The following is a 19,174-nucleotide window of genomic DNA, read 5'->3' on the forward strand; positions in this document are numbered from 1 at the left end:
TCGCGCCACCGTCCAAGCGGTGGCCTGGCGAGTGTCTCCGTCGCGGACCGGGACGTCTTCGTCACGGCGACGGCCGGTCGTCGGACGACCGGGGTGGTCCGAGGGAGTGCCCGCCGGAGCGGGCACCCCCGTCAGGCCTGGGTGCCGGTGGACCGGCGGCGGTTCCGCGCGACGACGACCGCGGTCGCGCCGCCGGCGACGAGGAGCGCTGCTCCGCCGAGGAGCAGCACGTCGTCGGAACCGGTCTGCGCGAGCCCGCCGCCCCCCGAGGTGGAGCCGCTGCCCGCGGAGCCACCGGCCGCGCCGGAGCCCGAGCCGCTCCCGCTGCCCGCGCCGTCCGCCGGGACGGCGACGATCTGCTGGCTGGAGAGCACCGTGCCGTCCGCGTCGGTCGCCACGAGGGAGTAGGTGCCCGGCTGCGACAGAGTGACCTCGAAGGAGGCGAACCCGTCGGTGGTGCTCTTCGTGAGCGCCTTCGTGCCCGCGATGGTGATCGCGCCGTCCGGGACGTCGGGCGACGAGATCGTCAGCGTGATCGTCGGGTTCCCGGCCGGGCCGCCCACCGTGACGGTGAACGACTCCCCGACGGCGGGTGTGGTGGTGGAGACTCCCACCTCGTACTCGTCGGCCTCGTAGGCGTTCGCGACGGCCGGAGCCGCGGCGAGCGCGGCGGCGAGGACGAGCGTGGTCGCGGCGTATCGGATCTTCATGTCAGAGGCCCCCTGCCCTGTCGACTGGTGCGGGAGCCCGACGTGGACGTCGTCACCGCGCCGTCCGTGCGCACGGGCCCCCGCCGTGTGCCTCTCCAGAAGAACACACCTCACGGGCACCCGGTAGCGGAGACGGCCGTTGTCTCATGCCTGGCACCAGGAGTTTTCCTCACGGAAACATCACCGCGCTGGTTCCGACCGCTCACGACCTCGTACGCGTAGGTCGCCGACCCCCCGGGGGCGAGCGCGACGGTCCGGCCTCCGACCACGAGGCCGTCGTGCACCTGGGCGAAGAGCCCGGGGTCGCCGTCGGCGCCGGACGACCCGCGGATCCCTCCGCCGGCCGGCGCGTAGACGAGGAGGTTGGTGCGGATCGTCCCGTCGCCGCCCGCGCCCAGGACGTACTCCGGGAGCTCGGCCGCCGCGTCCGCGGAGAGGGTCGACGTGAGCGTGACGCGGAGCGTGAACGCCTGGGAGCCGTCGGGCCGGCAGGTCACGTCGTCGAGCGCGACGCTCGAGTCGAGGTAGTACCCGGTCTTCGACGCCGTCGTCGCGTTGAGGTAGACGCCCACCACCGGGGAGATCGGCTCGCCGCCGGCCGCGGGGCGCCGGCCCAGCAGCTCGCCGGAGAGCACCGTCCCCGAGAGACGCTCCTGCTCCGGGCTGCGCGCGGACCAGACGAGCAGCCGACCCTCCCGGGCCGACTGCGCGAGCGTCTCGACGACCCCCGCGGGGTCTGCGGTGCCCGCGGTGAGCGCGGCGAACACCTGGCGCGCCACGAGCCCCAGCACCTGGTCCTGCTCCGCCGGGTCGTCGTAGTCCCGGTAGACGCCGTTGAGGAGGTAGCCCGCGGCGTCGTCCCCCGTGAGGCGCAGCTCCTCTCCCCCCGGCGTCGTGACGGCGACGGGCCCGACCGCGCCCAGCACCCCGGCGAGCGCGACGGGGTCGACGGCCAGCACGCCGTCGACGTCCTCACCGGTGTGGCGGGCCCACGCCTCGCGCGCGACGCGCGCCGCGCGGGGGTAGTCGGGCGTCGAGGTGACGTTGAGCATGTACCGGCCGAGGTCGTCGCCGAACAGGGCCGCCTCCGCGCCGCTCAGCTCGACGACGCTCTGGTCCGTACCGAGGTCGCTCCCCGCACGGACGTCCACGAGCTCGACGCCGCCCGACTCCGCACGGAGGTGGAGCACCGAGCCCGCGATCCCGCCGGTCGCGCGCGGTTCCGCGTTGTTCTGCACGAGCACGAGATAGTCGCGGGTGCCGTCGGCCCCGAGCATCGGCGGGACGAGCTCGACCGCGCGCGCGGCGGTCGCCGTCTGCGAGGCGACGTCCCCGAGCTCGTCGCGGAGGTCGTCCACGGCCGACGCGAGCGGGCCCACGAGCGTCGACGTGTCGATGCTCGCGACGCTCGCGAACGACGCCGCGACCGCCCGGTCGGCCGCCACGACGCCGTCGCGCGCCTCGACGAGCGGGGCGAGGTCGACGGCACCACCCGACGGCGCGACGACCGCAGGCGACGCGATCGCCACGGCGTCGGCGAGCCGCGGCAGCGCGTCCTGCGCGACCCGGTCGACGGCGCTCGTCACGTCCCCCAGGGCGCGCGCGTCGTCGCCGACGAACGGCAGGGCGCGCGCCACCACCCAGGGTGGGCCGTGCGTCGCGGCGGCCGCGACGGCCGCGGACCGACGCACCTCGTCGACGGACCGGCCGGCGTCCTCCCCGGCGCGCACCTGCTCCTGGAGACCCGGGAGCCGGGCCGCGACGTCCTCGAGCGCGGCACGGGCGCGCAACACGTCCGCGACGAGCCAGGCGAGCCAGACGAGGCCCAGCACCACCACGAGCGCCACGACCGCGGCCACCCGTCGTCGGGTCCGCCGGGACGGCCGTCGCCCGGTCGACGCCCGCCGCGCGGGTCGTCCGCGCTCGGCCACCGGGGCCTCGTCGGACGCGACCACCGTCGCCGCCCCGGACCAGCCCGGGCCCCACCCGTCGTGCACCATGCCGCCCCCCGCGACTCGCCCCCGATGACACGACCCCGTCACGGGGCCGTCGCCCGCGCTACATTACCCAGACCCTCGACCGCAGGAAGGATGAACGGTGCTCTCGGTCCTCGTCGTCTGCACCGGCAACATCTGCCGGTCTCCCGCGGCCCAGCTCCTGCTTACCGCTGCGCTCGACGGCTCCGTCGACGTCGCCAGCGCCGGCACCGCCGCGGTCGTCGGTGCCCCGGTCGCCCCTCCCGTGGCGCGCCTGTTGGAGGACCGTGGCCTGGACCCCTCGGGGTTCGTGGCCCGCCCCCTCGACACCGCACTGGTGGCGTCCGCGGACGTGGTGCTCGCGATGACCCGCCGTCACCGGGCCGCCGTGCTCGAGGTGGCGCCGTCGGCGTTGCGCAGGTCGCTGCTGTTCACGGAGCTCTCGGCGCTCGCGGAGCGCGTGGGCCCGTGGCCCGGCCGGGCGGACGACGCCGAGCGGCTCACGGAGGTGCTCGGCGTCGCGCCGCGCGCACGAGCGGGAGTCGACCTCACGCGAGAGGCGCCCGACGTGGAAGACCCGTACGGGCGCCCCGAGGAAGTCCACCGACGGGTCGTGGACCGCATCGGCGCGGACATCGCCCGGCTCGTCGCCGCGCTGCGGCGGTGACCGGTCCTCCTCCTTGCCCCCTGCGCACGGAGGAGGACCGTCCGTCCTCACGGTCTCCGGAGCACCGTGAGGACGACCGCCACGACCGTTCCTCGCCGACCGCGGCCGAGGCGGTCCGGGCGCTGCCGGCGAGGACACCGTCGCTGCTGCGGGGACGCCTGCGGGCCGCTGCCCGCACCGGGTCCCGCGAGCACTGTGCACCGCTGCGGGGATCGGTGCAGGCTGGACGCTCGACCAGGATCCGGCGGCTTGCGCGGTTCGGACCGGGATGCGTGCTTTTCGAGCACCCTTCGTCCGGTTTCATCCGGTGCACGTGTGCCATGGGAACGCTCACATAGTGAGATCGGGCAGGGCTTCACCCGCCCCTCGTGTCGTCCCGCACGGGCTCGGCGGTCTCCGCAAGGTCCCGCGCCGCGGGCCCTATCCGGTACCGGCGGTCCTCACCCTGCACGAGCCACCGGTGGGCGACCAAGGTCTGGGCGATGCGGAACGCGCCCGGACGGCTCACCCCGAGAGACGCGGCCAGCTCGGCGAGGCGCAGCGCGCCCGCCGCGGCGACCAGTTCGACGGTGCGCACCGCACGTGACACGGACGCCAGGACGTACGTTCCCCTGCTCGACATGCCTCGAACCCTAGGAGGCATCGTCCCGGCTCGCACCGGGCGAGGGACCTCGACGTCGGCGCTACCGTGCTGGCCCGCGAACGCGAACCGGTCGAGGATGGGCCCGGACCCGCACCGTGCACGCCGGAGGACGAACACCGTGGACCTCTCACCCGCGAACCGAGGACGACGCCCCACCGCGCGACGGCGCCCCGCGCCGACGCTCGCGGCCCTCGGCCTGGCGACGACGTGGCTCCTCGCCGGGTGCTCCTCCGGCCAGGACGTCTGGGCGGAGGCGATGGAGGACGTCGACGGCGTCGTGTCGGTGGAGTACCTGTCCCGGGACAACCAGCTCGTCGGACCCGACGACCACGAGATGACCGTCCGGCTCGAGGACGACCTCGACGTGGAGCAGGTGCGCCGGATCGCCGAGGCGAGCTGCGCGCGCGACGCACCTCTCACGCGCCTCACGCTCACCACCGCGGCGCCGGACACCGACGAGGCCGGGTCGGTGACCCTCCAGAACGCGGCGCCGTACGACACCGCGTGCCTCGCCGAGGAGACGGTGGCCGGGTTCGCCACTGCGAGCACCGCGATGGGTCGTCTGCTGCCGGGGTACGACGGCGACTTCTCCTCGCCGGGGTTCACGGCGGGAGCGGCGCCCTCCCCCGACGACCCCGACCGCGCGCTCGTCGTCGTGACGACGTCCGCCGAGCGCGCCCGCCTGCTCGACGCGCTCCGCGCGCTCCACGACGAGGGCGCGGCGCTGCCGCTCCGTTACGTGGGGTGGTGGGACGAGGACCGCGACCCGGGCACCTCGGCGACGAGACCTCTGGTGGCAGACCTCTCGCCCGACGCGGACATGGCGGTCCTGGCACCGTTGATCAGCGGGGCGTTCGAGCTCGGCGTGGACGACGTCGAGGTCACGGACCGCGCGATCACCGTCACCCCGCCGCCCGGCGCCGTCCCGGACGCCGCCGCGTGGCAGCACCTGGCCGACCAGGCCGCGGGAGCCGGCGTCGGGCTGGAGGTCGGGACGCCGAGCGAGCCGGACGCCACGACCGGCTGACTCCGGACGACCGCCGCCGGCCCGGGACCCGCGAGGGCTCAGCACGCGGCGACCCTTCCGAGGCGCTGCAGCACGGCGGGGGCGGACGGGTCCCGACGCCTCGGGCCGCCGGCGCACCCGGGACACGAAAGAGGCCGCCTCCGCGGGTGCGGGGACGGCCTCTGCTCGGTGGGCGATACTGGGTTCGAACCAGTGACCTCTTCGGTGTGAACGAAGCGCGCTACCACTGCGCCAATCGCCCGAGTGCGTGGTCGATACTAGCCTGAAACGGACCGGATCGAAAAACCGGCCGCCCTCACGGGTCGAGACGCTCGCGACGACGCCGCTCGAACAGGTCTCGCGCCGCCACGGAGAGCTCCCCCGCGGCCACGTCCGCGCCGTCGAGCCAGGTCACCGGCTGGACGTTGCGCACGGAGCCGGTGAGCAGCAGCGCCGACTCCCCCGCGGTCACCTCGTCGAGCACGGCGAACGGGAGCTCGCCGGGACGCGCCTCGCGCACGGGCAGACCGTCCTCCGCCGCCCACTCGAGCAGCAGCTCGCGCGTGATGCCCGCGAGGCAGCCCGAGGACAGGGGCGGGGTGACGAGCTCGCCCCCGCGCTCGACGAAGACGTTCGCCCCGGTGCCCTCGCACAGGTCGCGGGCCGTGTTCGCGAGGAGCGCCTCGTCGCCGCCCTTGCGGACGGCGTCGGCGAGCGCCACGACGTTCTCCGCGTACGACGTCGTCTTGAGCCCGGCGACGGCGGAGCGCTCGTTCCGCGTCCAGGGCGACCGCACCGCACGGCCGGCGGGACGGATGACCGCCGGGCCGACCGCGACGACGACGGTCTGCTCGCCGGGGGTGCGCCCGGACCCGAGCGGCCCGACGCCGGCCGTCACCGTGATGCGCAGCCGGCCCACCGGCCCCGCGCCGGCGCGCGTGCGCGCGTCGGCCTCGGCGAGCACCGCCTCGACGCCGTCGAGCACGCGGCGCTCGTCCGGCGCGTCGAGGCCGAGCCCGGCGGCGGACCGCGCGAGCCGGCGCAGGTGGCGCGTGAGCGCGAAGGCGCGCCCTTCGAACACGGCGCACGTCTCGAACACGCCGTCCCCGACGGTCACGCCGTGGTCGACCGCGCTGAGCGCGACCTCGCCGGGCGCCACGAGGCGCCCGTCGGCCCAGATCACGAGGTTCTCGGTCGTGCTCGCGGACGTCGGTGTCATGGCGGCAGGGGTGCTCATGGCTCCAGTGTGCCCGAGGCGAGGCCGACGAGGCGGCGCGCCTTGAGCTCGGTCTCCTCCCACTCGCGCGCGGGGTCGCTCCCCCAGGTGATCCCGGCGCCCGTGCCGAAGCGCAGGACGCCGTCGGACCACCAGAAGGTGCGGATCCCGACGGCGAGCACGGCCTCGTCGCCGTCGACCCAGCCGACGGCGCCGCAGTAGGGGCCGCGCGGCACGGGCTCCAGCGCGTCGATGATCCGCAGCGCGGACGACTTGGGCGCCCCGGACACCGACGCCGGCGGGAAGGTGGCCTCGAGCAGCGCGGGCCACAGCGCGGCCGACCCCGCGAGCCCGGCGCGCAGGCGTCCTGTCACCGTGCTCACGAGATGCACGAGACCCGGGTGCTGCTCGAGCGCGAGGAGGTCCGTGACCTCGACGGTCCCCGGGTCGCACACGCGCTGGAGGTCGTTGCGCACGAGGTCGGTGATCATCACGTTCTCGGCCCGGTCCTTGGCCGTGAGCCCCGCGGGGGTGGGCGCGGTGCCCTTGATGGGCCCGGACGTCACCGTGCCCCCAACGACCCGGAGGTACAGCTCGGGCGAGGCGCTGACGACCCACACCGGGTCGACGCCGGACCCCGCCGGCACGTGCAGGACGCCCCCGTAGGGAGCGGGGTTGCCCCGGGCGAGACGACGCGCGAGGTCCCGGGCGTCGGGCTCGCCGCCACCCGGGCCGACGAGCGGGGCCGCCAGCACGCGGCAGACGTTCGCCTGGTAGACCTCGCCCTCCCGGACCTCGTCGCGCACGTGCGCGACGGCGGCCTCGTAGCCGGCCCGGTCCAGGGAACTGCGCCACGCGGTCGGTTCCGGCCCGCGCCACGAGGCGGCCCGGGCCCCCGCGGGCGTCGCCGCGTCCAGGTCCGACGGGGCGAGCCGCTCGGCGAACCGCCACGCGCGCGCCCGGCCGCCGCGGGCGGGGTCGTCGAAGTCGGCGACCACGAACCACGGCCCGTCGTCGGCCAGCCGCTCCGGCTCGCGCCGGAGGTCGACGCACTCGAGCACGCCGCTCGCGGCGCGCCCGGCGAAGCGAGCGAACCCCGGCGCGGGTGTTCTCCCAGGTCCTGGCACGGGACCACGCTACCCAGGGCACGCCCTCCGCCCCGGACCCCGGCCCCCGAGCACCGACCGCGGGCTCGGCGGGGCCGGTTGGACGCCGGACGCGAACGTGGACTAATGTCTGGGACGCGCCGGAACGCCGGAGGGCCGGGGGAAACGCTCCCCGAAGCTCCAGGGTCCGGCCGCGCGGATGTGGCTCAGTTGGTAGAGCATCACCTTGCCAAGGTGAGGGTCGCGGGTTCGAGTCCCGTCATCCGCTCGGAGGCCCACCCTCCTGCCGCCCTCGTGGTGGCGGAGGGCAGGTCGCGGTGGAGTGGCCGAGAGGCGAGGCAGCGGCCTGCAAAGCCGTATACGTGGGTTCGAATCCCATCTCCACCTCGCAAACAGCACCACCCCTCTGGGGCGATTGGCGCAGCGGTAGCGCGCTTCCCTGACACGGAAGAGGTCACTGGTTCGATCCCAGTATCGCCCACGAGCACGACGTGAGAGGCCGCCCCGGCACCGTCCGGAGCGGCCTCTCTCGCGCCGACCATCACCTGGACCGGATGCACGGGTCCGGCCGGAAGTCGGCTAGTATGTGCTTCGCGCCGATCACCACGGGGCTCGTGAGAGCCCCCGACGGACCGGCCGCGCGGATGTGGCTCAGTTGGTAGAGCATCACCTTGCCAAGGTGAGGGTCGCGGGTTCGAGTCCCGTCATCCGCTCGGAGGCCCACTCTCTGGCCCGCTCCCCCGGGAGCATGAGAGGACGCGTCTCAAGGTGGAGTGGCCGAGAGGCGAGGCAGCGGCCTGCAAAGCCGTATACGTGGGTTCGAATCCCATCTCCACCTCGTATGCAGCACCCGGGCGATTGGCGCAGCGGTAGCGCGCTTCCCTGACACGGAAGAGGTCACTGGTTCGATCCCAGTATCGCCCACCACTCGAAGGCCGTCCCGGCGCCGGGGCGGCCTTCGTCGTCTACTCTCGGCCCATGCCCGACCAGCGCCCCGCCCACGACGTCCTGCCGCTCGGCGCGGCCCCGCGTCCCACGACCGCCCCCGAGCTGCTCGCACGCCTGCGGCCGGCGGTCCTCGACACGCTGGGCCCCGAGGTCGAGGGCACGGCGGCCGTCCGGCTCGACGCCGATCTCGAGGGCCCGGACGTGTCTCGCCTCGACGTCGACCTCACGGGCGTCCGGGTCCGCCTCGGAGCGGACCGTCCCGCCTCCTCGTCCGGGCGCAGCACCTCCCCGACGGTCGACGTCGAGCACGTCCGCTCGCGCGAGGACGCGGTGGTGCGCCGGCTCCGGGTGGACGCGCACCCGCTCCTGGTCGACGACGTCCCCGTGGACGTCACGGCCGAGATCGAGGGGCTGCGCTTCCGCTGGGTCGAGGGCGCCGACGGGTCGCTCGCCGTCGAGGGCGTGGAGCCCGACGACGCCGCGCCCCTCGGCGGGCACGTCCGCGTCTCGGCACCGCGCGAGGCGGTCCTCGCCACCGCCCGGAGGATCGTCGCCACCGAGCTGCAGAACATCGGCCTCACGCTGGCCTCGCTCGACGTCGACCTCGTCGCGACAGGGCCGCGCACGATGTCGCTCCAGGCGTTCGCCCGCGTGCGCAAGGGACTGCTCTCGGCGAGCGTGCGCGCGACCGGGACCGCCGAGGTCGACGCGCGCATGGTGCTCACCGTCCGCGACCTCGAGCTGTCGAGCCGCAACCCCGTCGTCGCGGCGCTGCTCGTGGTGGCCCGCGGCGAGCTGGCGAAGGTCGAGGGGCGCCACGTCGACCTCGCGGCCGACCTGCCACCGGGGGTGCGGGTGGCGGACGTGCGGGTCGAGGCGGGCGAGCACCTCGCGGTGACGGCCCGGCTCGCCTGACCCCGGTCTCTTGTGGCGCTCCTCACACACACGTAGCGTCGAGGCATGTGCCGGAACATCACGACCCTGCGCGGCCTCGAACCGCCCGCGACCGACGAGGAGATCGAGGCGGCCGCGCGCCAGTTCGTCCGGAAGGTCACGGGCATCCAGCGCACGAGCGCCGCGACCGAGGAGCCGTTCGAGCGCGCGGTCGACGAGGTGACCGCGATCGTCGCGCGCCTGCTCGACGAGCTGCCCGAGCGCCGCAACCCGCCGACGACGGTCCCGCCCCTGCGGCGCGAGGAGGTCCGGGCGCGCATCGCCGCCCGCGAGGCCGCCGAGCGCGAGCACGAGCGGGCGCACGCGCTCGGGATCGCGCACACCCACTGAGGCGCGCCGCCACGGCGGGTGCGGCGGGGTCCCGACGGCGTCTAGGCTCGGAACCCGTGACCGACGCACCTGCCTCGCCCCCGCCCCAGGCACACCGGCCCGAGCCCGTGAGCGCGACCATGCGCCGGGCCAAGGCGGACGCGCGGTCGGAGCACGTGACGATCGGGCAGGTCCGCGAGGACGCCGCCGGGCGCGTCACCATCGACTGCTCGTGCGGCATGCCGCTCACCAACGGTCCCGACTGGACCGTCGACGAGCACATCCGCCTGCACCGGGCCGAGGCCCGCTACCTCGCCCTCAGCGCCGTCGCCCCCGCGGGGATGCCACGGCTCATCGCGGTCGACGCCGACCGCCTGCCGCGCGTCGACTGAGGGGCCGGGCGCGAACGTCCTAGAGCTCGTCCGGGTCGTCCCAGGACGTGCCCGACGACGCGCCGTCGATGGGCCGGCGCTCGTTCTCCGAGAGCGACTGCGGCGCCTTCGTCGCGTCTCCCCCGGTGAGCACGTCGCCGGACCCCTCTCCCTCGTCCTCGCGGCGCGGGGACAGCCGGGCGGACGCGATGTCGGACTGGTTGAGGTCGTCGCGGTGGTGTGCGTGGGTGCTCATGGCACGGGTCTACCAGGTCCGACCCCGCGATGCACGACCGTCCGCCTCCGGGCGGGTCGGTGCGTCGCACGGGCGGGGCGACCACCAGGGCGATCGTCGCTTGGCACACTATTACTGCGCTGATCGCGACGGGAGACCCCGGTCGAGACCGATCGCGTCACCGAGGGGTCTCCTGCGACGACAGCGAACAGGACCCCGTGACATCCTCAGGGACATGCAGACCTGGCCAGGCCACCCCTACCCCCTCGGCGCCACGTACGACGGCACGGGGACCAACTTCGCGCTCTTCTCCGAGATCGCCGAGCGCGTCGAGCTCTGCCTCTTCGACGACGACGGGAACGAGACCCGCGTCGACGTCGAGGAGATCGACGCGCACGTCTGGCACGTCTACCTCCCGGGCAAGGGCCCCGGCACGCGCTACGGCTACCGCGTGCACGGTCCCTACGACCCCGCGAACGGCCACCGCTGCAACCCGGCGAAGCTCCTGCTCGACCCGTACGCGAAGGCGATCGAGGGGCAGATCGACGGCGACGAGTCGCTGTTCTCCTACCGTTTCGCCGACGCGGACGAGGTCGCGCAGGCGGTCGAGCCCGCCGAGGGCGAGGAGGACGACGCACCCCCGCCCGCTCCCCCGCTCAACGACGACGACTCGGCCGGGCACACGATGATGTCGGTCGTCATCAACCCGTTCTTCGACTGGGGCCACGACCGCCCGCCGAACCGGGACTACCACGACAGCGTCATCTACGAGGCGCACGTCAAGGGCATGACGATGCTCCACCCGGACGTCCCCGACGAGCTGCGCGGCACCTACGCGGGCATGGCGCACCCGGCCGTCATCGAGCACCTCGTGACGCTGGGCGTCACGGCGGTCGAGCTCATGCCGGTGCACCAGTTCGTCAACGACCCCACGCTCGTCGAGAAGGGGCTGTCGAACTACTGGGGTTACAACACCATCGGGTTCTTCGCGCCCCACAACGGGTACGCGGCCTACGGGACGCGCGGGCAGCAGGTCATGGAGTTCAAGACCATGGTCAAGGCCCTGCACGAGGCCGGCATCGAGGTCATCCTCGACGTGGTCTACAACCACACCGCGGAGGGCAACCACCTCGGCCCGACGCTGAGCTTCCGCGGCATCGACAACAAGGCCTACTACCGGCTCGTGGACGGCGACGAGGCGCACTACTTCGACACGACCGGCACGGGCAACTCGCTGCTCATGCGCTCGCCGCACGTGCTCCAGCTCATCATGGACTCGCTGCGGTACTGGGTGACCGAGATGCACGTGGACGGGTTCCGCTTCGACCTCGCGGCCACGCTCGCGCGCCAGTTCCACGAGGTCGACCGCCTCTCGGCGTTCTTCGACATCGTGCAGCAGGACCCGGTCATCTCCCAGGTCAAGCTCATCGCCGAGCCGTGGGACCTCGGCGACGGCGGCTACCAGGTGGGCGGCTTCCCGCCCCTGTGGACGGAGTGGAACGGGCGCTACCGCGACACGGTGCGCGACTTCTGGCGCGGCGAGCCCTCGACGCTGCCCGAGCTCGCGAGCCGGCTCACGGGCTCGTCCGACCTCTACGAGCACGGCGGGCGCAAGCCCATCGCGTCGATCAACTTCGTCACCGCGCACGACGGCTTCACGCTCAACGACCTCGTGTCGTACAACGAGAAGCACAACGAGGCGAACGGCGAGGACAACAACGACGGCGAGAGCCACAACCGGTCCTGGAACTGCGGGGTCGAGGGCCCGACGGACGACCCCGACGTGCGGTCGCTGCGGGCGCGCCAGCGCCGGAACTTCTTCGCCACGCTGCTGCTCTCGCAGGGCGTGCCCATGCTCGCGCACGGCGACGAGATCGCGCGCACCCAGCGCGGCAACAACAACGGCTACTGCCAGGACAACGAGATCACCTGGATGGACTGGGGCGGCGAGGAGGGCCTCGACGACGAGCGGGCCGCGCTCCTCGACTTCGCGCGCCGGGTCGTGTGGCTGCGCCGCGACCACCCCGTGCTGCACCGGCGGCGTTTCTTCGTGGGCCGGCAGGGCGGCGCGGAGCCGGGCATGCCCGAGGGTCCCGACGACCTCCCGGACATCGAGTGGCTCGACATCACCGGCTCGCGCATGGACCAGCAGGACTGGGACCACGCCTACGCGCGCACCGTCATGGTGTTCCTCAACGGCGACGCGATCCCCGAGCAGGACCGGCGCGGCGAGCCGATCGTCGACGACTCGTTCCTGCTGCTGCTCAACGCGCACTCCGAGGAGCTGGACTTCACCGTGCCGCCGGCGGCCTACGGGGAGAGCTGGGACGTCGTGCTGGACACCGACGGCACGGTCGACGTCGGCGAGGTGCTGCAGCCCGGGGAGACCGTGTCCGTGACGGGCCGCAGCGTCATCGTCCTGACCCGCCCGCCGCTGCGATGACCGCCGTCTCCCCCGCCGGCACGCCGGGCGCGCCGCCCCGCGTCCCGGTGTCGACGTACCGGCTCCAGCTCGGCCCCGACCTCACGTTCGACGACGCCGCGCGCCAGGTGCCGTACCTCGCCAGCCTCGGTGTCACGCACCTCTACCTCTCGCCGGTGCTCCAGGCGGCGCCCGGGTCGACCCACGGGTACGACGTCGTCGACCACACGCGGATCAGCGACGAGCTCGGCGGCCGCGAGGGCCTCGGACGGCTCGCCGCCGCGGCCCGCGACGCGGGCCTGGGCATGGTGCTCGACGTCGTCCCGAACCACATGGCGGTCCCCACTCCCGCGTGGCACAACCGTGCGCTGTGGTCGGTCCTAGAGGAGGGCTCCGACTCCCCGTACGCCCGGTGGTTCGACGTCGACTGGTCGGCGGGCGAGGGCGCGGTCCTCATGCCCGTCCTCGGCGCGCGCCTCGGCGACGTGCTCGCGGCGGGCGAGCTCGTGCTGGACGAGGTCGAGGTGCCGGGCACGCCCGGACCCCGGCGCGTCCTGCGCTACTACGACCACGTGTTCCCGGTGCGCGCCGGGACGGAGGACCTGCCGCTCGCGGAGCTCGTCGAGCGCCAGCACTACCGGCTGGCCTACTGGCGCGTGGGCGACGAGGAGCTCAACTACCGCCGGTTCTTCGACGTCGGATCCCTCGTCGCGGTCCGGGTCGAGGACGAGGAGGTCTTCGACGCGACGCACGCGCTCGTGCTCGACCTCGTCACGTCCGGGGTCGTCGACGGCCTGCGCATCGACCACCCCGACGGCCTCGCGGACCCGGCGCAGTACCTCCAGCGCCTCGCGGACCGCACCGACGGCGCGTGGGTCGTCGTCGAGAAGATCCTCGCGGGCGAGGAGCAGGTGCCGCCCGACTGGGCGACGGTCGGGACGACCGGCTACGACGTCGCGTGGCGCCTGCAGCAGCTCTTCGTCGACCCGGGCGGCCGGTCGGGCCTCGACGCGGTGATGACGCGCCTCACGGGCGCGCCGCCCGGCGGCCTCGGCGCGCTCGTCGAGGAGGCGAAGCGCGAGGTCGTCGCCGGGCCCCTCTACGCGGAGGTGCACCGGCTCACGGACCTGGCGGCCGCCGTCTGCCACGACGACCCGCGCCTGCGCGACCACACGTGGCGCGGCCTGCACCAGTGCCTGCGCGAGCTGCTCGTCGCGTTCGACCGCTACCGCGCGTACGTGGTGCCGGGCACCCCGCCGCGGCACGAGGCGGTCCGGGCCGTCGAGGAGGCGGCCGAGCGCGCCCGCGCGCACCTCGACCCGCAGCGCGCGGAGACGCTCGCCGTCGTCGTGGACCTCGTGCTCGGCCGCGAGGTCGGCAGCGCGGGACGACGGCGCGAGGCACGCCGCGACGAGCTCGTCGTGCGCTTCCAGCAGGTGTGCGGGGCCGTGACGGCGAAGGGCGTCGAGGACACGGCGTTCTACCGCTGGACCGAGCTCGTGAGCCTGTGCGAGGTCGGGGGCGAGCCGGACCGGTTCAGCCTCGGCGCGCACGACTGGCACGCGTTCGCGCAGCGGTTCGCCGCGCTCACCCCGCACGCCCTCACCGCCGGGTCGACGCACGACACCAAGCGCGGCGAGGACACGCGCGCGGCCCTCGGCGTGCTGTCCGAGGACGCGGGCGCGTGGTCGCGGCTCGTCGACGAGGTGCGCGCGGCGACCGCCCCCTACCGCGGGGTCCTCGTCGACGGTCTCGCCGAGAACCTGCTGTGGCAGACCGTGGCCGGGACCTGGCTCCCCGACGCGACCACGCCGGACGACGCGCCCGACGGCACGTCCGAGGCCGCGATCGCTCCCGACCGGCTCGTCGACTACCTGCGCAAGGCGCTGCGCGAGGCGAAGGTCGCGACGTCGTGGACGAGCCCGGACGAGGCGTACGAGGAGGCCGTGGCCGAGCTCGCCCGCCGCGCGCTCGCCGACCCCGCCGTGACCGGGGCGTTCGCCCGGTGGGCGCGCGAGCACCGCGAGGAGCTGCGCGCCGCGAGCCTCGGGATCACGCTCACGCGGCTCACGGCCCCGGGCGTCGCGGACGTCTACCAGGGCGCCGAGTCGTACGCGCCCACGCTCGTCGACCCGGACAACCGCCGCCCCGTGGACGTCGACGACCTCACCGACCGCCTCGCGCGGCTCGACGGCGGGGCGCCCGCGCGGACGCTCGCGGACGAGAAGCTGCTCGTCACGGCGCGCGCCCTGCGCGTGCGCCGCGCCCTCGCCGCCGCGTTCGTCGGCGACGGAGCCGGGTACGCGCCCGTCGCGTCGTCGACGCCGTGCGCGCTCGCGTTCGCGCGCACGGCCCCGGCCGGCACCCCCACGGGCGACCCCGCGACCGCCGACGCGTCCGGTGGCGACCGCACGGACGACGCGTCCGTCGCGCACGTCGTCACGGTGGCGACCCGGCTCGCCGGGACGGTCGACCGCCTCGGCGGGTGGCGCGACCACGTCGTCGCGCTCCCCGCGGGCACGGGCGCGTGGGTCGACGTGCTCACCGGGCGCGAGCACCCGGCGGGGACCGTCCGCGTCGCGGACCTGCTCACCGACCTGCCGGTCGCGCTGCTCGTCGCGCCGGGCTCCGCCGCGAGCGCCGCGGCGACGGGCGAGGGCGCCGCCGCGACGGGCGAGGGCGCACCATGACGGCGGGCGCACCGGTCCCGCCCCCGCGCGTCCCCGCACCCCAGGCCACGCCCCTGCTCGCCGTGCCGGGGCCACGGCCCGTGGTGTGGGCGCCGACTGCGCGCAGCGTCGAGCTCCTGCTGCCGGAGCAGGGCTCGGGCACGTTCGAGGGCGCCGAGCGCCTCCCGCTGCGCCTCGTGGGGGCGCACGTGCCGGGCTGGTGGGGGTACGACCACGAGCTGCCGTGGGGCACGGACTACGGGTACTCCGTCGACGGCGGTCCGGGCCGTCCGGACCCGCGCAGCCCGTGGCAGCCGTACGGGGTGCACGGGCCGAGCCGCACGTTCGACCCGGCGTTCGCCTGGACGGACGCCGCGTGGCCGGGCCGCGACGTGCGCGGCGAGGTGCTCTACGAGCTGCACGTCGGGACGTTCACGCCGCAGGGCACCCTCGACGCGGCGATCGACCGGCTCGACCACCTGGTCGCGCTGGGCGTCGGCGCCGTCGAGCTCCTGCCGGTCGCGGCGTTCGGGGGCGAGCGCGGCTGGGGCTACGACGGCGTGCACCTGTACGCGGTGCACGAGGCGTACGGTGGCCCGCGCGCCCTCCAGCGGTTCGTGGACGCCGCGCACGCCCGGGGGCTCGCGGTGGTGCTCGACGTCGTCTACAACCACCTCGGCCCGTCGGGGAACTACCTGCCGGAGTTCGGCCCGTACTTCACGGACGCACACACGACCCCGTGGGGCTCAGCCGTGAACCTCGACCGCCCGGGCAGCCGAGAGGTGCGCGAGTGGGTGATCGACAACGCCGAGCGGTGGTTCGTCGAGTTCCACGTGGACGCGCTGCGGCTCGACGCGGTGCACGCCCTCGTCGACGACTCCCCGACGCACCTCCTCGCGGAGCTCGCGCGGCGCGTGGACCGCGTGGAGCAGGAGCTCGGGCGGCCGCTGACGCTCGTCGCCGAGTCGGACGAGAACGACCCGGCGACCGTGACGGGCGTGGAGCAGGGCGGGCGCGGGATGCGGGCCCAGTGGGCGGACGACGTCCACCACGCCGTGCACGCGCTGCTCACCGGGGAGCGCCAGGGCTACTACGTCGACTTCGGCTCGGTCGCGGTGCTGCGCAAGGCCCTCACGGGCGTGTTCGTGCACGACGGCACGTTCTCGACGTTCCGGGGGCGCGACTGGGGTCACCCGGTCCCCGTCGGGACCGACGGCCACGCGTTCGTCGTGAGCTCGCAGAACCACGACCAGGTCGGCAACCGCGCGCACGGCGACCGGACATCGGCGACTGTCGACGGCGGCGGTCTCGCGACGGCCGCGGCGCTCGTACTCGTGTCGCCGTTCACGCCGATGCTGTTCATGGGCGAGGAGTGGGGGGCGTCCACGCCGTGGCAGTTCTTCACGGACCACGCGGAGCCGGAGCTGGCGGAGGCGGTCCGCGCGGGCCGGGCGGCCGAGTTCGCCGACCACGGGTGGGGCGGCGGCGACCCCGTGCCCGACCCGCAGGCCCGCTCGACGCGGGACGCGAGCGTCCTCGACTGGTCCGAGCGGGAGCGCGGCGAGCACGCGCGCCTGCTCGCCTGGTACCGGGACCTGGTGGCGCTGCGGTCGCGGCCCGACGTGCGCTCGGGCGACCTCTCGCTCGTGCGCGTCCACGGCCCGGGCGGCCCGGAGGACGACGCGGCGGGCGAGGAGCCGACGACGGGCGCCGCCCCGCACGGCGGGCCCGCGTTCGTCGTCGACCGGCGCACCGTCGCGGTCGCGGTGAACCTCGGGGACGCCCCGCGGCGCCTGCGGCTCGCGCTCGGCGGCACGCCGCGCGTGCTCGCCGGCTGGGACCCGGCGACCCGGGCAGGCCGGCACCACGTCGACCTGCCCGCGCGTTCGGTCGCCGTCCTGGCGCGCGGGTGACTACGCTCGCGCCCATGGCGACGACGAAGACGAAGGCCACGCACGGCAAGGGCGCGGAGGGCGCCTGGGAGGTCCCGCCGGAGCAGGCGCTGCGGGTGCCGGAGGGCTTCGACCTCGCGGCGTTCGACCGCGCGTCGACCCCGGGGTTCACGGGCGACAAGGCCGCCGGGAAGGCCCTCGTCGCGCAGCACGCGGACGAGCTGTCCGAGCTGCAGGAGCGCCTGTTCGCCGAGGGCCGCTCGGGCGGGTCGCGGTCGGTGCTCCTCGTGCTGCAGGGCATGGACACGGCCGGCAAGGGCGGGATCGTGCGGCACGTCGTCGGGCTCGTCGACCCGCAGGGCGTGGCGCACCGGTCGTTCGGGGTGCCCACGCCCGAGGAGCGGCGGCACGACTACCTGTGGCGGATCCGCCGCGCGCTGCCCGAGCCGGGGTACATCGGCGTCTTCGACCGGTCGCACTACGAGGACGTGCTCGTCGCGCGCGTCGACGCGCTCGTGCCGCCCGCGGTGTGGGAGGCGCGCTACGACGAGATCAACCGCTTCGAGGCCGAGGTCGCCGCGGCGGGGACCACGATCGTCAAGGTCGCCCTGCTCGTCTCCTACGAGGAGCAGCGCGCGCGGCTCATGGAGCGGCTCGAGCGCCCGGACAAGTTCTGGAAGTACAACCCGAACGACGTCGACTCGCGCCAGAAGTGGCCTGCGTACCAGGAGGCGTACCAGGCCGTCCTCGACCGGACGAGCACCGACGTCGCGCCGTGGCACGTGGTCCCGGCCGACCGGAAGTGGTTCGCGCGCCTCGCGGTGAGCGAGCTCCTGCTCGACGCGCTGCGCGGCCTCGACCTCGGGTGGCCCCCGGCCGACTTCGACGTCGCGGTCGAGAAGGCGCGCCTCGCCGCGACGTGACGCTCAGGCCGCGCCGCGCGCGACCGTGCGGCCGTCCTCCGCGAGCGCGCCGAGGCGCGACAGCGCGCGGTAGTACTTCTTGCGGTACCCGCCGCGCAGCATCTCCTCGGTGAACAGGCTCCGCTCCCCCGTGTACGCGCCGGTCCCGGCGAGGAGCACGGGCACGTCGCGGTCGTAGAGGCGGTCGACGAGCACGACGAGGCGCAGCGCCGCGGACTGCTCGGTGACGGGATGCACGCCCGTGAGCGCGACGACCTCGACGCCGTCGAGCAGCGCCCGGTACCGGCTGGGGTGGACCTGCGACAGGTGCGCGAGCAGGTCGTCGAACACGTCGAGGGTCGCGCCGGGCCGGCCGGTGACGGCCGCCCGCACGTCGGCCTCGGGCAGCGGCGCGGAGTCCGTGACGACCGCGCGGTGCCGGTAGTCCTCGCCGTCGACGCGCAGCACCTCGAACCGGGCCGCGAGCGCCTGGATCTCGCGCAGGAAGTCCTCGGCGGCGAAGCGGCCCTCGCCGAGGGCCTCGGGGAGCGTGTTCGACGTCGCGGCCAGCGCTACGCCGCGGTCCGCGAGCTCGCGCAGGAGCCGGGACATGAGGACGGTGTCGCCCGGGTCGTCGAGCTCGAACTCGTCGATGCACACGAGCTTCTTCGTGGCGAGCGCGTCCACCGTCGCCCGGAAGCCGAGCGCGCCCACGAGGTTCGTGTACTCGACGAACGTGCCGTACGCGCTGACGTCGAGGCCTACCGCGTGCGCGAGGGACGTGAGCAGGTGCGTCTTGCCGACGCCGAACCCACCGTCCATGTACACCGCGGGCGCCGTCTGCTTCCGGGCGCCGAACAGCCCCTTGCGCGCGGGCTTCACGACGGCGGCCGCGACCTCCTCGAGCCGCGCGACGGTGCGCGCCTGGCTGGGGTAGGCGGCGTTGGCGCGGTAGGTCGAGAACCGCGCGTCGGCGAAGTGCCGCGGCGGCACGAGGTCGGCGAGGAGCCGGGCGGGAGGCACGGAGGGCCGGACGTCGGCGAGGGCGCGGACGGGCCCGCCGGGGGTCGGCGAGGAGGCCGACGCGCGGGCGGTGCCGGGGAGGGCTGCCGGGGCCGAGGGACCACCGGAGGCGGGCGCAGTCACGA

At 75.0% G+C, this 19,174-nt stretch carries 16 protein-coding genes and 7 tRNA genes; 15 read left to right on the forward strand and 8 right to left on the reverse strand.

Going from position 1 to position 19,174, the window contains the following annotated elements; all coding sequences use genetic code 11:
* Positions 1 to 131: 131 nt before the first annotated feature.
* Together E1O70_RS05395 and E1O70_RS05400 are read right to left on the reverse strand one after the other, a co-directional pair.
* Positions 132 to 710 carry a hypothetical protein gene (locus tag E1O70_RS05395; protein ID WP_061267232.1) on the reverse strand — a complete coding sequence of 193 codons (579 nt, stop codon included), beginning with the start codon at positions 708 to 710 and terminating at the stop codon, positions 132 to 134.
* 110 nt (positions 711 to 820) lie between these two features.
* On the reverse strand, positions 821 to 2,569 hold the full coding sequence (locus tag E1O70_RS05400; protein WP_167496836.1) for a DUF4012 domain-containing protein: 1,749 nt from the start codon (positions 2,567 to 2,569) through the stop codon (positions 821 to 823).
* Positions 2,570 to 2,807: 238 nt separating this feature from the next.
* Between E1O70_RS05400 and E1O70_RS05405 the strand changes: the two genes are divergently transcribed.
* Positions 2,808 to 3,353: an arsenate reductase/protein-tyrosine-phosphatase family protein gene (locus E1O70_RS05405; protein ID WP_061267230.1), complete on the forward strand. Its 546-nt coding sequence runs from the start codon at positions 2,808 to 2,810 to the stop codon at positions 3,351 to 3,353.
* Positions 3,354 to 3,708: 355 nt separating this feature from the next.
* Here E1O70_RS05405 and E1O70_RS05410 read toward each other — a convergent pair whose 3' ends face one another.
* The gene (locus tag E1O70_RS05410; protein WP_163187800.1) at positions 3,709 to 3,975 is read right to left on the reverse strand and encodes a helix-turn-helix domain-containing protein; all 267 of its coding nucleotides are present in this window, start codon (positions 3,973 to 3,975) and stop codon (positions 3,709 to 3,711) included.
* Between the two features lie 139 nt (positions 3,976 to 4,114).
* Between E1O70_RS05410 and E1O70_RS05415 the strand changes: the two genes are divergently transcribed.
* The gene (locus E1O70_RS05415; protein WP_061267228.1) at positions 4,115 to 5,023 is read left to right on the forward strand and encodes a hypothetical protein; all 909 of its coding nucleotides are present in this window, start codon (positions 4,115 to 4,117) and stop codon (positions 5,021 to 5,023) included.
* Positions 5,024 to 5,192: 169 nt separating this feature from the next.
* Here the strand turns inward: E1O70_RS05415 and E1O70_RS05420 are convergent.
* The 3 genes from E1O70_RS05420 to E1O70_RS05430 all read right to left on the reverse strand — a co-directional run bounded on the left by E1O70_RS05420 (position 5,193) and on the right by E1O70_RS05430 (position 7,345).
* A tRNA-Val gene (locus tag E1O70_RS05420) sits at positions 5,193 to 5,264 on the reverse strand.
* A 54-nt stretch (positions 5,265 to 5,318) separates the two neighbouring features.
* Entirely contained in the window at positions 5,319 to 6,239 is a 921-nt protein-coding gene (locus tag E1O70_RS05425; RefSeq protein WP_240696609.1) for an aminotransferase class IV, read from the reverse strand.
* A complete protein-coding gene (locus tag E1O70_RS05430) occupies positions 6,236 to 7,345 on the reverse strand; it encodes a chorismate-binding protein (protein ID WP_061267226.1) in 1,110 nt (369 codons plus the stop codon). The genes E1O70_RS05425 and E1O70_RS05430 overlap by 4 nt, the downstream gene beginning before the upstream one ends.
* Before the next feature lie 174 nt (positions 7,346 to 7,519).
* On the opposite strand from E1O70_RS05430, the gene E1O70_RS05435 reads away from it, so the two are divergent.
* The 9 genes from E1O70_RS05435 (at position 7,520) to E1O70_RS05475 (ending at position 9,927) form a co-directional block, all read left to right on the forward strand.
* Positions 7,520 to 7,592: transfer RNA gene (locus E1O70_RS05435), tRNA-Gly, on the forward strand.
* 48 nt (positions 7,593 to 7,640) lie between these two features.
* A tRNA-Cys gene (locus E1O70_RS05440) sits at positions 7,641 to 7,711 on the forward strand.
* 22 nt (positions 7,712 to 7,733) lie between these two features.
* A tRNA-Val gene (locus E1O70_RS05445) sits at positions 7,734 to 7,805 on the forward strand.
* A gap of 159 nt (positions 7,806 to 7,964) precedes the next feature.
* Positions 7,965 to 8,037, forward strand: a tRNA-Gly gene (locus E1O70_RS05450).
* 54 nt (positions 8,038 to 8,091) lie between these two features.
* A tRNA-Cys gene (locus E1O70_RS05455) sits at positions 8,092 to 8,162 on the forward strand.
* A gap of 14 nt (positions 8,163 to 8,176) precedes the next feature.
* Positions 8,177 to 8,251, forward strand: a tRNA-Val gene (locus tag E1O70_RS05460).
* Between the two features lie 51 nt (positions 8,252 to 8,302).
* On the forward strand, positions 8,303 to 9,187 hold the full coding sequence (locus E1O70_RS05465) for a hypothetical protein (RefSeq protein WP_082774572.1): 885 nt from the start codon (positions 8,303 to 8,305) through the stop codon (positions 9,185 to 9,187).
* A 45-nt stretch (positions 9,188 to 9,232) separates the two neighbouring features.
* Complete coding sequence (locus tag E1O70_RS05470; RefSeq protein ID WP_034653086.1) at positions 9,233 to 9,556, forward strand: DUF2277 domain-containing protein; 324 nt, start codon at positions 9,233 to 9,235, stop codon at positions 9,554 to 9,556.
* 56 nt (positions 9,557 to 9,612) lie between these two features.
* The gene (locus E1O70_RS05475; protein ID WP_306303318.1) at positions 9,613 to 9,927 is read left to right on the forward strand and encodes a hypothetical protein; all 315 of its coding nucleotides are present in this window, start codon (positions 9,613 to 9,615) and stop codon (positions 9,925 to 9,927) included.
* 19 nt (positions 9,928 to 9,946) lie between these two features.
* Here E1O70_RS05475 and E1O70_RS05480 read toward each other — a convergent pair whose 3' ends face one another.
* A complete protein-coding gene (locus tag E1O70_RS05480) occupies positions 9,947 to 10,162 on the reverse strand; it encodes a hypothetical protein (protein WP_021482368.1) in 216 nt (71 codons plus the stop codon).
* 214 nt (positions 10,163 to 10,376) lie between these two features.
* Here E1O70_RS05480 and glgX point away from each other — a divergent pair, with 214 nt between their 5' ends.
* From glgX to E1O70_RS05500, 4 genes are read left to right on the forward strand one after another with little or no spacing between them, the layout of a single operon-like run.
* Positions 10,377 to 12,584, forward strand: a complete 2,208-nt coding sequence (gene glgX, locus E1O70_RS05485) for a glycogen debranching protein GlgX (protein WP_061268184.1) — start codon at positions 10,377 to 10,379, stop codon at positions 12,582 to 12,584.
* The gene (treY, locus tag E1O70_RS05490) at positions 12,581 to 15,253 is read left to right on the forward strand and encodes a malto-oligosyltrehalose synthase (RefSeq protein WP_082774562.1); all 2,673 of its coding nucleotides are present in this window, start codon (positions 12,581 to 12,583) and stop codon (positions 15,251 to 15,253) included. The genes glgX and treY overlap by 4 nt, the downstream gene beginning before the upstream one ends.
* Complete coding sequence (treZ, locus tag E1O70_RS05495; protein ID WP_061268185.1) at positions 15,250 to 17,145, forward strand: malto-oligosyltrehalose trehalohydrolase; 1,896 nt, start codon at positions 15,250 to 15,252, stop codon at positions 17,143 to 17,145. Before treY ends, treZ begins: the two co-directional genes overlap by 4 nt.
* 14 nt (positions 17,146 to 17,159) lie before the next feature.
* A complete protein-coding gene (locus E1O70_RS05500; RefSeq protein ID WP_061268186.1) occupies positions 17,160 to 18,047 on the forward strand; it encodes a polyphosphate kinase 2 family protein in 888 nt (295 codons plus the stop codon).
* A gap of 3 nt (positions 18,048 to 18,050) precedes the next feature.
* Here E1O70_RS05500 and zapE read toward each other — a convergent pair whose 3' ends face one another.
* Positions 18,051 to 19,172 carry a cell division protein ZapE gene (gene zapE / locus E1O70_RS05505; RefSeq protein WP_061268187.1) on the reverse strand — a complete coding sequence of 374 codons (1,122 nt, stop codon included), beginning with the start codon at positions 19,170 to 19,172 and terminating at the stop codon, positions 18,051 to 18,053.
* Positions 19,173 to 19,174: the final 2 nt, after the last annotated feature.

This window comes from Cellulosimicrobium funkei (genome assembly GCF_004519295.1).
In the GTDB taxonomy this organism is placed as follows: domain Bacteria; phylum Actinomycetota; class Actinomycetes; order Actinomycetales; family Cellulomonadaceae; genus Cellulosimicrobium; species Cellulosimicrobium funkei.